The 12,788-nt window shown below is 70.5% G+C and carries 14 protein-coding genes; 4 read left to right on the forward strand and 10 right to left on the reverse strand.

Going from position 1 to position 12,788, the window contains the following annotated elements; all coding sequences use genetic code 11:
- Positions 1-26 precede the first annotated feature (26 nt).
- Together LGI35_RS13620 and LGI35_RS13625 are read right to left on the reverse strand one after the other, a co-directional pair.
- A complete protein-coding gene (locus tag LGI35_RS13620) occupies positions 27-1,559 on the reverse strand; it encodes a YfcC family protein (protein WP_227294120.1) in 1,533 nt (510 codons plus the stop codon).
- Positions 1,556-2,917 carry a M20/M25/M40 family metallo-hydrolase gene (locus tag LGI35_RS13625; protein WP_227294121.1) on the reverse strand — a complete coding sequence of 454 codons (1,362 nt, stop codon included), beginning with the start codon at positions 2,915-2,917 and terminating at the stop codon, positions 1,556-1,558. Before LGI35_RS13625 ends, LGI35_RS13620 begins: the two co-directional genes overlap by 4 nt.
- A gap of 132 nt (positions 2,918-3,049) precedes the next feature.
- Here LGI35_RS13625 and LGI35_RS13630 point away from each other — a divergent pair, with 132 nt between their 5' ends.
- The gene (locus tag LGI35_RS13630; RefSeq protein ID WP_227294122.1) at positions 3,050-3,586 is read left to right on the forward strand and encodes an RNA-binding S4 domain-containing protein; all 537 of its coding nucleotides are present in this window, start codon (positions 3,050-3,052) and stop codon (positions 3,584-3,586) included.
- Between the two features lie 38 nt (positions 3,587-3,624).
- Here the strand turns inward: LGI35_RS13630 and LGI35_RS13635 are convergent, their stop codons facing one another.
- The 3 genes from LGI35_RS13635 to LGI35_RS13645 all read right to left on the reverse strand — a co-directional run bounded on the left by LGI35_RS13635 (position 3,625) and on the right by LGI35_RS13645 (position 5,799).
- On the reverse strand, positions 3,625-4,071 hold the full coding sequence (locus tag LGI35_RS13635; RefSeq protein WP_227294123.1) for a DoxX family protein: 447 nt from the start codon (positions 4,069-4,071) through the stop codon (positions 3,625-3,627).
- A 97-nt stretch (positions 4,072-4,168) separates the two neighbouring features.
- On the reverse strand, positions 4,169-4,846 hold the full coding sequence (locus LGI35_RS13640) for a class I SAM-dependent methyltransferase (RefSeq protein WP_227294124.1): 678 nt from the start codon (positions 4,844-4,846) through the stop codon (positions 4,169-4,171).
- Positions 4,847-4,854: 8 nt separating this feature from the next.
- Positions 4,855-5,799, reverse strand: coding sequence for an acyltransferase domain-containing protein (locus LGI35_RS13645; protein WP_227300295.1), 945 nt, complete (start codon positions 5,797-5,799; stop codon positions 4,855-4,857).
- 264 nt (positions 5,800-6,063) lie between these two features.
- Here LGI35_RS13645 and LGI35_RS13650 point away from each other — a divergent pair, with 264 nt between their 5' ends.
- Positions 6,064-6,327, forward strand: coding sequence for a DUF6343 family protein (locus LGI35_RS13650; RefSeq protein ID WP_227294125.1), 264 nt, complete (start codon positions 6,064-6,066; stop codon positions 6,325-6,327).
- Between the two features lie 45 nt (positions 6,328-6,372).
- On the opposite strand, the gene LGI35_RS13655 is transcribed toward LGI35_RS13650, so the two are convergent.
- The 4 genes from LGI35_RS13655 to LGI35_RS13670 form a co-directional block, all read right to left on the reverse strand.
- Entirely contained in the window at positions 6,373-6,741 is a 369-nt protein-coding gene (locus tag LGI35_RS13655) for a tetratricopeptide repeat protein (RefSeq protein ID WP_116502684.1), read from the reverse strand.
- 102 nt (positions 6,742-6,843) lie between these two features.
- The gene (locus LGI35_RS13660) at positions 6,844-7,227 is read right to left on the reverse strand and encodes a DUF3592 domain-containing protein (protein WP_227294126.1); all 384 of its coding nucleotides are present in this window, start codon (positions 7,225-7,227) and stop codon (positions 6,844-6,846) included.
- A gap of 13 nt (positions 7,228-7,240) precedes the next feature.
- On the reverse strand, positions 7,241-7,843 hold the full coding sequence (gene coaE, locus LGI35_RS13665) for a dephospho-CoA kinase (RefSeq protein ID WP_227294127.1): 603 nt from the start codon (positions 7,841-7,843) through the stop codon (positions 7,241-7,243).
- A 41-nt stretch (positions 7,844-7,884) separates the two neighbouring features.
- The gene (locus LGI35_RS13670; RefSeq protein WP_227294128.1) at positions 7,885-8,823 is read right to left on the reverse strand and encodes a PAC2 family protein; all 939 of its coding nucleotides are present in this window, start codon (positions 8,821-8,823) and stop codon (positions 7,885-7,887) included.
- Between the two features lie 214 nt (positions 8,824-9,037).
- On the opposite strand from LGI35_RS13670, the gene LGI35_RS13675 reads away from it, so the two are divergent.
- A complete protein-coding gene (locus LGI35_RS13675; protein ID WP_227294129.1) occupies positions 9,038-10,003 on the forward strand; it encodes a right-handed parallel beta-helix repeat-containing protein in 966 nt (321 codons plus the stop codon).
- Positions 10,004-10,089: 86 nt separating this feature from the next.
- Here the strand turns inward: LGI35_RS13675 and rpsA are convergent, their stop codons facing one another.
- On the reverse strand, positions 10,090-11,592 hold the full coding sequence (rpsA, locus tag LGI35_RS13680) for a 30S ribosomal protein S1 (RefSeq protein ID WP_116502678.1): 1,503 nt from the start codon (positions 11,590-11,592) through the stop codon (positions 10,090-10,092).
- Between the two features lie 224 nt (positions 11,593-11,816).
- On the opposite strand from rpsA, the gene LGI35_RS13685 reads away from it, so the two are divergent.
- The gene (locus LGI35_RS13685; protein ID WP_227294130.1) at positions 11,817-12,758 is read left to right on the forward strand and encodes a class I SAM-dependent methyltransferase; all 942 of its coding nucleotides are present in this window, start codon (positions 11,817-11,819) and stop codon (positions 12,756-12,758) included.
- Positions 12,759-12,788 lie beyond the last annotated feature (30 nt).

Consider the following 12,788-nt stretch of genomic DNA (forward strand, 5'->3'; position numbering starts at 1 on the left):
CCGCCCTCACCGCCACGAACGCGGTGTCACGTCCACGCCGCCCCCGCCGCCACGAACCCGCAGATCAGCACGAACAGGACGGCCAGCAGCGGCCAGATGAAACGCAGGTACTTGTCGTAGCCGACCTTGGCGAGGGCCACGCCGCCGATCGTCACGGCCGTGGTCGGCACCCACAGGTTCATCCAGCCGCTGGCGGCCTGCCAGGCGGTGACGACGACCGCGCGCGAGACGCCCGCGAAGTCGGCGAGCGGCGCGAGGACAGGCATGGCGAGGGTGGCGTGGCCCGAGGTCGAGGGGATGAGGAAGGCGAGCGGCAGGTTCACGACGAAGACGATGATCGCGAAGATGCCGGACGAGGTGCCCCTCACAATGCCCTCGATGGAGTGCAGGACCGTGTCGGTGATCTTCGAGTTGTTCATGATCACGGTGACGCCGCGGGCGAGCAGGATGACGAGCGCGGGTGAGATGAAGTCGGCCGCGCCCTGGATGATCGTCGAGCTGAGTCTCTGCTCCCCCAGATGCGCCACGAGGCCGACGAGCACGGCCGCGACGAGGAACAGTGCCGCCAACTCCGGGAAGGACCAGCCGAGTTCGAAGCCGTACGGGGTCGCGTCGGCCTTCCCGCTGAGGGCGCTCGACCACGGCACGACCGAGAAGATCATGAAGGCGAACACGAGGGCGGTGACGGTGAGGACCGCCTTGTGCAGGCCGGTCAGTTCCGGCACCTCGACCGCGTGGGCCTCGGCCTCCTCCTGGTCGCGGTCCCCGGGCAGGAACCCCGACAGGGACCGCTCGGGGTCCTTCTGTACGCGCTTCGCGTAGCGGATGACGTAGGTGACCGTGACGGCGGTCAGCACGATCCACATGATGAAGCGCAGGACGATGCCGTCGCCGAGCGAGATGTCGGCGGCGGAGGAGGCGACGCCGGTGGCGAACGGGTTGACCGTCGAGCACAGCACCCCGATCCCCGCGCCGAGGATGATCGTGCCGACGGCGGTCATGCGGTCGTAGCCGAGTGCGAGCATCAACGGCACGATCAGGCCGTAGAACCCGAGGGTCTCCTCGGCGAAGCCCTCGACGGTGCCGAGGACCGAGAAGACCACCATGACGCCCGCGATGAGCAGCGCGCCCCGGTCGCGCAGCCGGTGGGCGAGCCGGCCGATGCCGCGGTCGAGGGCCCCGGTCGCGAAGACGACGGTGATGAAGGAGCCGATGGCGAGCACGAAGAGGAAGACGCCCGCGCTGCCGTACAGGTCACCGGTGTTGTCCGGGGCGACCAGGGACGTCTTGGTGTCCTGGATGCCGTAGAGGCCGTTGACCGGGGACAGGAACAGGTCGTTGAGGCGGTCGACGAAGGACCGCCCGGAGTCGACGCGGTGGTACGTGCCCTGGATGGGAGCGCCCGAGTCGTCGCGGTCGTACTGGCCCGAGGGAATGAGGAAGGCGAGCACCCAGACGGCCATCGTGACGATCACGAGGACGGTCAGGGCGCTCGGGAAGGTGAACTTGCGCTTCGGCTGCGGCTGTTGGGGTGCCTGCGTGTCGGTGGGCGCACTCATGAGGCGGTTCCGGCGCGGAAGCCGGCGGCGTACTCGCGGACGAACGCGCACATCGCGACGACGGTGCTGCGCAGCTCGGAGAACAGGACGCGCTCGTTCGGGGCGTGCAGGTTGCACATGCTGTCCTGGGCGCCGAAGAGGAGTACCTCGGCGCCTGGCGCGGCCTTCGCCAGGCCGTTGACCAGCGGGATCGAGCCGCCGGTCGCGACGTAGGAGGCGTCCGTTCCCCAGGCTTCCTTGAGTGCGGTGAGCGCGGCGCGGTAGGCCGGGCCGCCGGTCGTGGCCTCGTAGCCGGGGCCGGTGTCGCCGGGGGTGACGGTGAGGTGGATACCGAAGGGCGTGAGGGAGCGCAGGTGATCGACGAGCCCGGCCTGCGCCTCCTTCGGGTCCTGGAGCGGGTGGAAGCGCAGGTTGAGCTTGGCGCGGGCGTACGGCACGACGGCGGACGCGGCGTGTTCGACTGCGGGGGCGTCGAGGCCGATGACAGTGATCGCGGGGCCGCTCCACAGGCGCTCGCCGAGGGTGCCGCTGCCGATCAGCGGCACGCCGTCCTCGACGCCGGCGAGGGAGCGGAACTCGTCCTCGGTGTAGCTCGTGCCGGTCCACTCCTCGCGGCGCAGGCCCTCGACGGCGACGTCTCCGTGCACGTCGTGCAGGGTGGCGAGGGCCTTGAGCAGGACGAGCAGGGCGTCGGGCGCGGCGCCGCCGAACTCGCCGCTGTGGCGGGGCTCTTCGAGGGTGCGGACCTCGACGACGACCTCGGACGCGCCGCGCAGACCCGTGGTGAGGGTGGGGGTGCCGGGGCGGAGGTTGCCGAGGTCGGCGATGACCATGGCGTCGCAGGCGAACCTTTCGGGGTCGGTGGGCGGGTAGGCGTCGAAAGGGCTGCCGTACTCCTCCTGCCCCTCGAAGACGATCTTGACGCCCACGGGCGGGCGGCCCTTGAAGGCCCTCAGCATGCCCAGGTGCGCGATGACGTTCGACTTGTCGTCGGCGATGCCGCGCGCCCGCAGTCCGCCCTCGACGGGGGTCGGCTCGAAGGGCGGGGACTTCCAGAGCTTCTCGTCACCGGCGGGCTGGACGTCGTAGTGCGAGTAGAGCAGGACGGTCGGCGCGTCCGGCGTCGGTGGCGGGATCTCGCCGAAGATGACGGGGGCCGTGTCGGGCAGGTCGATCCGCTCGACGCGCTCGACACCGGCATCCTCGAGCAGCCCGACCAGCAGGTCGTGCGCCTCCCGCACGGGTTCGGCCGGGAAGCCGGGGAAGGCGATGGACGGGATGGCGGCGAGCCGCTCCAGATCGGCGCGGAGCCCATCCATCAGGCCGTCGACTTCGGTTTGCAGGTCCCTGGCGTCCATGGCGTCCACACCCCTCGCTGTCCGGCGACTGCCCTTGAGATACATGGCAATTTGTCCGGATTATTCGTCGGGGCGGCGTGTGGCGTCCGGGTGACTCGCCGGATCGGGGCAATCCGGGACTAAGGTCGAGGCATGGCTTCGGATACTGCTTCGGATACCGCCTCGGGTTCCGGTTCGGGTACTGGTTCGGGTTCGGATACGGCTTCGAACGCGGCGGCTGCGGCGCGGGCGGCCGGTCCCGGCGCCGGTGAGAGCGTGCGGATCGACAGCTGGATCTGGTCCGTACGGCTGGCCAAGACGCGCTCGGCGGGCGCGACGGCGTGCCGGGGCGGGCATGTGAAGGTGAACGGTGAGCGCGTGAAGGCCGCGTACAACGTGCGCGTGGGCGACGAGGTGCGGGTGCGGCAGGCCGGCGGGCACGAGCGGGTCGTGATCGTGAAGCGCCTGATCCGCAAGCGCGTGGGCGCCCCGGTGGCCGTCGAGTGCTACGTGGACAACAGCCCGCCGCCCCCGCCGCGCGCCGCCGTCGCCCCCGTGGCCATCCGCGACCGCGGCGCCGGCCGCCCGACGAAGCGGGACCGCAGGGACATGGACCGGCTGCGCGCGACGTTCGGCGCGGGCCCCGTACCCCCGGGGCAGGATCACGCGGACGGACGCGAAAAAGGCTGACCCCGTACGTCGACGGGGTCAGCCTCCGGCCGCGCGGGTCACGCCCGGCGCTTGACGAGGCGGACCAGATCCGCGTTGCTCCGGCGCCGTGTCCAGGCGAGGAGCGCCAGCGGGACGATCAGGATGAGCGGCGTCGCCGCGTTCTCCCCGTCGAAGTACGACATCTGCACGACGAACGCGCCGGCCATCAGCGCGCCCAGCGCGATCGGGGCGACCCCGGAGAGAACCGGCACCAACAGGGCGATCGCGCCCGCCAGTTCGAGGACGCCGATGACGTACATCGCCGCGCTCCCCCACCCGATCGTGTCGAACGACTCGACCGCCGACGGGTGCGCGATCAGCTTGGGCAGGGCGCTCGCGACGCCGTAGAACAGCGCGAGCAGCACCGTGAGCGTGCGCAGCGCGATGCGGGCGGCGCGGGCCCTGCCGGCGGCCGGGGCGGTGACGGAGGCGGCGGTCGTGACGGGGGCGGTGGTCTCGGACATGGGGTGCTCCTCGGTGGGTCGGCGCCGGGCCCTGCTGTCCGGCTGTCACAGAGGTAGACGGCGGCACCCCGGGCAACTCATCGGTCGCCCGGCACCTTTATGCAGGCACCGCCCGCACCCACACCTGGTCATCCGTGAGATACCGGTCGACCTTCAACCCCGCCTGAGCGAGCGCCACTTCGAACTGCTCCCGCGTCAGGGGCCGGGCCAGGAACGTGTGCGTCCAGGCCGCGTCGGGGAACTCGTACTCCGCACGCACCGAGTTCACCCCGTCCCCGACGGGCTCCGCGGACACGATGCGGACCGTGAAACCGCTCGGGTCCACGCGCTCGCGCGGCAGGTTCGTGTGGTAGTCCGGGCCCTCGCGCTGGATCAGTACGCAGCCCCCGTCCGCGACATGGCGCCGGCACGTGTCGAGCATCCCCTGCCGCACCGCCACGTCCCCGGCGTGCACGAGGAACGACGCGAGCAGCACCACGTCGAACGTCCCGCCCGCGTCCAGCGCCTCGACCGGCGCGCAGATCGTCCGCGCCCCGCGCACGCGCTCCAGCATCTCGGCGGACTCGTCCACGGCCGTGACCGTGAAGCCGCGCTCGATGAGGGGGTGCGTCATCCGGCCGACGCCACTGCCCAGTTCGAGGATGCTCGCTCCCGCGGGCACGGCCGCGGCGATGATGTCGGGCTCTTCCCCTACGGGCAGGCGCGCGTACAGATCGACCGCGCAGCCGTCCGGCGTGATGGCGCCGGGTCCCGTCCCTCCGTATCCCTCACGCATCTCAAGGCTCATGCCCCTTCAACGAGCCGTCCCGAGGCCGCAGTTCCCGACCACGGCAACGGGAACCAGCCATGCCCTCCGTACCAGTGCCCGCCCCGCCGCAGATGGTCGCCGACGGCCCGCTCCACGCTCGTGCGGCGCGGCAGGTCCTCTATCGGCAGGCCGGGGTCGCCGAACACGAATCCGACGGGGACCCGGTCGTCCGGCTCCGTGTTCTCCCACGCGACCCGGAATCGCTCCTGGAAGCGCACCAGGTTGGAGTCCTTCGGCAGAAGGTCCTTGAGCTGGGGGTCGAGGAGCCAGGAGTGGCACACGGCGATCTCGTAGCGCTCATCGGGGTGATGGCGCGCGAAGAACTCCTGGGCCAGGGCCAGGGACCGGTCGCACGCGCGCGCGGACAGCGGGCCCCGGAAGTCGGGGATGTGGAGGCTGAGGCACGGGTCGCCGGACGTCAGCGGCAGGCCGGCGGCGGCGACCCCGGCTCCCGAGCGCCCGCCGAGCCGGGCCCGCTGGTACTGGAGCCGGCCGAGTTGGTACAGCTCGCCATGGAAGTGCAGGCCGAGCCAGGCGACCGCGTGGATGCCGCAACTGCCGTACCGCCTGCGGTGGACGGCCATGTGGCGACCCAGGTCGGCGAGGGTGCGCCGCGAGACGTCGTCCGGCACCCCGAGACCGCGGTGGTACGCGCGCGTGGCGGGCAGCGCCGCCACGTAGACGTACACGGAGAAGCAGCGTTCGAGGAGGTCGCCGCCGTCGGGCGGGGACGGGAAGGGAGGGCTTCCGCCGACCGTGCCCATGTCCCGGGTGACGGCGGCCACGGCCCGCTCCAGGAGATCGCGCACTCCGGGATCGTCGGCCACGCGGGGGCGCAGCGCCACGAGTTCATTGATGTCCTCATGGGCGACCCCGAGGTCGAGGAGCACCTCGGGCAGGTCCTCCGCGTCGGGGATCACCGCCTCCGCCCGCCCCTGACCGTCGAGCGCCTCCGCCCATCCCGCGAGCCGCTCGCCGCTCTTCCGCCCGTCCAGCACGCGTCCTCCCCTCCGCCGGCCGAACCACCGGCGACCGAACCCCGGCGACCGAACTCCGGCGACCGGAAATCACCTCACCTTTTCAGGGAACGGGTGCGCCGCGCGAGGGTGCGGACGTACCCGACGCCTGCGCCCGTGAAGAGGCACCCTTGAGGGGGTACCTCTTCACGGGCGGAGGTGGTGACGATGCGTACGGGCAGTGAACCGGTGACCGCGCGCAGTGCCCTTCGCGCCCGGCTCTGGCTCAGCATCTGGGGTCTGGCCTGGTCGATCTTCGGCACGGTCGCGTTCATCCTCACGGACCGCCCGTGGTGGGCACTCGCGTGCGGGGTGCTGTGGGTGATCGTGACCGTCGACCTGTTCGTGATCACCCGCCACATCCGGCAGGGCCCGCACTATCAGCCGGGCCCCGACGTACCGCCTTACGATCCCCCCGACGACAACCCCTAGACCGCCCTGGAACTCCCCAGGGGCCTCTCCCTACGAAGCATCGTCTTACGGAGCGTCGTCGAACGCGGCCGCGGCCACGTAGTCCGGCTGCGGGTCGAGCGCCGCGGCGAGCCGGAAGTGGCGCCTCGCCTGGTCCGGCCGCGCCGCACGCTGATAGGTGCGGGCGAGCGCGAAGTGCGCGAACGCGTTGTCCGGCTCGCGCTCCAGGACGATGGTGAACTCGAGTTCCGCCGCGCGCAGTTGGGCCGCGGCGAAGAACGCGCGGGCGCGCAGCAGCCGCGCCGCCGTGTTCTCGGGGTGCGCCGCGATGACCGGGTCGAGCAGTTTCACCGCGCCTCGCGGGTCACGCGCCGCGAGCAGTTGCTCAGCGGCGCGGAAGTCGATGACGTGCGTCTCCGGGTTGGAGTGGGGCACAGCGGTCTCCCTCCTTCGTCATCCACGTCAACGGCGTGGACTGTCGGCCCTATTCCTCCCCCGTAACGCCCTGACGTACGTGCGTCCGGCCGAGTCGAAGGCTCAGCGCCCGGTCACCGCGAGTACCGCGCCGAGCACGGCCAGCGCCACGCCCGCAGCCACGAACACCCAGTCGAGGACGGGGCGCTCGCCGCCGATGAGCACGGTCTCGCGCGGGTCGTCGACGTCGTACGCGATACCGACCAGGCCGCCCGTCGGCAGTGGCAGCCGCCGCGTGGGCGGCGCGGGGGACGGCACCTCGACGACGAGGCCGTCGTGCGTCTCGAACTGCAGCAGGGGCCGCTCGGAACCCGCCTGCGGGGGTTTCACGAGTGCCCGGGTGACGCGTCCGGCCTCGCTGATCCGCCGGGTCCGGCGCAGCCCATAGGCCCCGGCGAGGATCGCCACCAGGCCGCCGAGGAAGGTGAACGCCGCCAGTACGACCACGCCCGTCCCCCTTCTAGGCCGCGGCCGCCCGCTGCGCGAGGTCCGCCCAGACGGAGTCGACCCGCCGGTGCAGCTCGTCGAGCGGTACGTCGTTGTCGATCACGATGTCGGCGATCTCCAGGCGCTTGTCGCGGGTGGCCTGGGCGGCCATGCGGGCGCGGGCGTCCTCCTCGCTCATGCCGCGCAGGCGCACGAGGCGGTCGAGCTGGGTCTCGGGGCTCGCGTCGACGACGACCACGAGGTCGTACAGCGGCGCCAGGCCGTTCTCGGCGAGCAGCGGTACGTCGTGCACGACGACGGAGTCACCGGTGGCGGCGGCTTCGAGTTCGGCGGAGCGGGCGCCGACGAGCGGGTGCACGATCGAGTTGAGGACGGCGAGGCGGTCCGCGTCGGCGAAGACGATCGCACCGAGCGCCGGCCGGTCCAGGGAGCCGTCCGGGGCGAGCACGTCGCCCCCGAACGCCTCGACAACCGCGGCGAGTCCGGGAGTTCCGGGTTCCACGACCTCCCGCGCGATGCGGTCCGCGTCGATCAGTACGGCCCCGTGCTCCACGAGCAGCCGGGACACCTCGCTCTTGCCGGCGCCGATTCCGCCGGTCAGACCCACCTTCAGCATGCGGGCAGCTTAGGCGAGGGCCCCATCGCTGACCACAGCCCCTATGCGTCGCCCTCGCGTTCGGCCAGGAACTTCTCGAACTCGAGGCCGATCTCGTCGGCGGACGGGATGTCGGTCGGTTCGGCCAGCATGTTCCCGCGGCTCTCGGCGCCCGCGGCCGCGTCGTACTGGTGCTCAAGTCCCTGGACGAGCGAGACGAGTTCCTCGTCGCCCTCCTGGATCTGCCGGTCGATCTCCGTCTGCGTGCGGTGCGCCTCCGTGCGCAGCCCGTGCGCCACCGAGGGCAGCACCAGGCCGGTCGCCGCCGTGATGGCTTCGAGGACGGTCAACGCGGCGTCGGGGTACGGCGAGCGCGCGATGTAGTGCGGGACGTGCGCGGCGACACCGAGTACGTCGTGTCCGGCCTCCATGAGGCGGTACTCCACGAGGGACTCCGCGCTGCCGGGGACCTGCGCCTCGTCGAAGGGGCTGCGGTGGCCGGGAACGAGGTCGGTCCGGTTGCCGTGCGGCGTGAGGCCGACGGCCCGTGTGTGCGGGACGCCCATCGGGATTCCGTGGAAGTTGACCGCGAGGCGCACGCCGAGCCGCTCGACGATCTCCTTCACGGCGGCCGCGAAACGCTCCCACTCGACGTCGGGCTCGGGGCCGGAAAGCAACAGGAACGGCGCACCCGTGGCGTCCTGGACGAGCCGCACCTCAAGGGCGGGCACGTCGTAGTCCGTCCAGCGGTCGCGCCGGAAGGTGAGCAGCGGGCGACGGGCCCGGTAGTCGACGAGCCGGTCGTGGTCGAACCGCGCCACGACCTGGTGGGGCAACGAGTCGAGGACCCGGTCCACGATCTGGTCGCCGGTCTCCCCCGCGTCGATGTATCCGTCGAAGTGGTAGAGCATGACCAGTCCGGCCGACTCCTGGGCGAGTGCCATGTCCACCACGGCCAGGCCCTTCGGCTCCCATGCGTACAAACCCTGCGGATCAAGCACTGTGACCGCTCCTCCTCGTGTTCCTTACCCAGAACGCCTGTTGGGGCGCGCGCATTCCCTCTCCACGCCCCTCCCAGGCGGCTTTTGGCGGCCGAGGGCGCCCCCTTGGTACAGACCTTGACGCAGCCATGCCACGCCTCTACGTTCATATGTGCACCCAGAGTTCACGTACAAGAATTTCCCTTTGCACGAACCGACGGGAAGGCACCCCCACATGCGCATGCGTTCCGCGCCCCTGCCCGCTCTGACCGCCTCCGCACTCGTCGCCGGAGCCGTCACGGCCCTCGCGACGCCCGCCGCCGGAGCCGCTCAGGTCATCGAGGTCTCCACCGCGGCCCAGCTCAAGTCGGCGCTCACGGCGGCCGCGCCCGGCGACACGATCCATCTCGCCGACGGCACGTACTCGGGCAACTTCAAGACGTCGACCGCCGCGAGTTCCGGCTCGCGCATCACCCTGACCGGCTCCGCGAAGGCTGTCCTCACGGCGGGCGGCGGCTACGGCCTGCATCTGAACGGCGCCTCGTACTGGACAATCCGGGGCGTCACCGTCACCGGCGGCCAGAAGGGCATCATGATCGACTCGGCGAAGGGCGTGGTCGTCGACACGGTCACCGTCCACGGGCTCGACATGGAGGGCGTCCACTTCCGCAACTCCAGCACCGACGGGACGATCAAGGACTCGCGGATCTACGACACCGGCAACGACGGCCGCGGCATGGGCGAGGGCGTCTACGTCGGCACGGCCGGCGGAACCTCGGACAAGAGCGACCGCATCCAGATCACCGGCAACACGATCGGCCCGGACGTCGGCGGCGAGAACGTCGACATCAAGGAGGGCACGACGGGCGCGCGGATCGTCGGCAACACGTTCGACGGCAGCGGCCTGACCGGGGCCAACTTCGACGACTCCTGGGTCGACGTGAAGGGCAACGACGTCCTGGTCGAGAACAACAAGGGCAGCGCCACCACGAACAACGGCTACGAGACCCACACCCAGCAGTCCGGCTGGGGCTGCGGCACGGTCTTCCGCTCCAACACGTCGGACCTGCGCGGCGCGACGGGCGACAAGCAACTGGCGATCAACGTGACGAACGCCGGCGGAAGCTGCGGAACGACGGTGTACGCAAGCAACACGGTGACGGGCGGCAAGGGCCTGACGAACGTACCGGTCACGCCGTAGGAAACGCCCGCGGACACAGAGAAGCGGGCCCGCACCCCAAGGGTGCGAGCCCGCTCAACTACCTACCGAACCCCGAAGGGTTCAGATCAGCTCTGACCACCGGCCAGCTTCTCGCGGAGCGCGGCGAGCGCCTCGTCCGAAGCAAGCGCGCCGGAGTTGTCGTCCGACTCCGAGGAGTACGAACCGCCGCCACCGGACGCAGCCGGGGCGCCGGCCGGAGCGGCAGCACCCTCGGCCTCGGCCTGGGCGTCGGCCTCGCGGGACTTGATGACCTGAGCCTGGTGCTGCTCGAAGCGCTGCTGCGCCTCGGCGTACTGGGTCTCCCAGGCCTCGCGCTGGGTCTCGTAGCCCTCGAGCCAGTCGTTGGTCTCGGGGTCGAAGCCCTCGGGGTAGATGTAGTTGCCCTGGTCGTCGTAAGACGCGGCCATGCCGTACAGGGTCGGGTCGAACTCGACCGTCGACGGGTCGGCACCGAAGGCCTCGTTGGCCTGCTTCAGCGAGAGGCTGATGCGGCGACGCTCGAGGTCGATGTCGATGACCTTGACGAAGATCTCGTCGTTGACCTGGACGACCTGCTCCGGGATCTCCACGTGGCGCTCGGCCAGCTCGGAGATGTGGACCAGACCCTCGATGCCCTCGTCCACGCGGACGAACGCACCGAACGGAACCAGCTTCGTGACCTTGCCGGGGACGACCTGGCCGATCTGGTGCGTACGGGCGAACTGCTGCCACGGGTCTTCCTGCGTCGCCTTCAGCGACAGGGAGACACGCTCGCGGTCCATGTCGACGTCGAGGACCTCGACGGTGACTTCCTGGCCGACCTCGACAACCTCGGACGGGTGGTCGATGTGCTTCCAGGACAGCTCGGAGACGTGCACGAGACCGTCGACGCCACCCAGGTCCACGAAGGCACCGAAGTTGACGATCGAGGAAACGACGCCGGAGCGGACCTGACCCTTCTGGAGGGTCGTGAGGAACGTCTGGCGGACCTCGGACTGGGTCTGCTCGAGCCAGGCACGGCGGGACAGGACCACGTTGTTGCGGTTCTTGTCCAGCTCGATGATCTTGGCCTCGAGCTCCTTGCCCACGTAGGGCTGGAGGTCGCGGACGCGACGCATCTCGACGAGGGAGGCCGGCAGGAAGCCACGGAGGCCGATGTCGAGGATGAGACCACCCTTGACGACCTCGATGACGGTACCGGTGACGATGCCGTCTTCTTCCTTGATCTTCTCGATCGTGCCCCAGGCACGCTCGTACTGAGCGCGCTTCTTGGACAGGATCAGGCGGCCTTCCTTGTCCTCCTTCTGGAGAACCAGGGCCTCGATCTCGTCGCCGACCTTGACGACCTCGTTCGGGTCGACGTCGTGCTTGATCGAGAGCTCGCGGCTCGGGATGACGCCTTCGGTCTTGTAACCGATGTCGAGCAGGACCTCGTCCCGGTCGACCTTCACGATGACGCCGTCGACGATGTCGCCGTCGTTGAAGTACTTGATCGTCTCGTCGATCGCGGCGAGGAAGGCTTCCTCGTTACCGATGTCGTTGACCGCTACCTGCGGGGTGGTGGCGGTGGTCTCGGTGCTGCTCGTCATGTGGGTAAGGGCTCCGGTACGGACATTGAAGTCGTAGGTACTGCTACGCCGGGAGCCCGTGATCGCACTGCAGAAGGCCGGACAGCTCAGGAAGCGCCACTCCCGAAGGGGGCGCCTCGATAACCGAGGGGACATACATACAGATGCGAGCGCAGCCTGCTATGTCTGAGGAGCGCAGGCTCGCAGCGCAACTTGTAGCATACGGGGGCAGCCGGACAGGGTCAATGCGCGAAGGCGCACACCCGGGGCGAACTTCGCATACCCGGCACAAAACCTGTCGCACGAGGCCACACGGGCCGCTCGGCGTTCCGCCGCGACGGGTTGAACGGAAGAGTACGACTAGGGAGCCCATCATCCAAGAGCCTGAACCGTTCGAGCCCGAAGCCACCCGGCGTGACGCCGACGGCACGGAGAGTTCCCGTGCCAATCGGGGCTGGTGGGACAAGAACGCGGACGACTACCAGGTCGAGCACGGCACCTTCCTCGGGGACGACCGTTTCGTATGGGGCCCCGAGGGCCTCGACGAGGTGGAGGCCGAGCTGCTCGGCCCGCCGGAGGATCTGAAGGACAAGGTGATCCTGGAGATCGGCGCGGGCGCGGCGCAGTGCTCGCGCTGGCTCGCCGCGCAGGGCGCGCACCCCGTCGCCCTCGACCTCTCCCACCGGCAGCTCCAGCACGCCCTGCGCATCGACGGCGGCGCGGTGCCGCTGGTGGAGGCGGACGCGGGCGCGCTGCCGTTCGCGGACGGGTCGTTCGACCTGGCCTGCTCGGCGTACGGCGCGCTCCCCTTCGTCGCCGATCCCGTGCGGGTGCTCCGGGACGTGCACCGGGTGCTGCGGCCCGGCGGCCGGTTCGTGTTCTCGGTGACGCATCCGATCCGCTGGGCGTTCCCGGACGAGCCGGGCCCGGAGGGCCTGTCCGTGGCGGCCTCCTACTTCGACCGCACCCCTTATGTGGAGCAGGACGACGAGGGACGCGCCGTGTACGTGGAGCACCACAGGACGGTCGGCGACCGGGTGCGCGACATCGTGGCCGGCGGTTTCCGCCTGGTGGACCTCGTCGAGCCGCAGTGGCCCGCGTGGAACACGCAGGAGTGGGGCGGCTGGTCCCCGCTGCGCGGAAACCTGATCCCGGGCACGGCGATCTTCGTCTGCGAGCGAAGCTAGACCGGGGCTCCCTCGGCCGCGGGCCGGGGG

It is taken from the genome of Streptomyces longhuiensis, from assembly GCF_020616555.1.
GTDB classification, from domain to species: Bacteria; Actinomycetota; Actinomycetes; order Streptomycetales; family Streptomycetaceae; genus Streptomyces; species Streptomyces longhuiensis.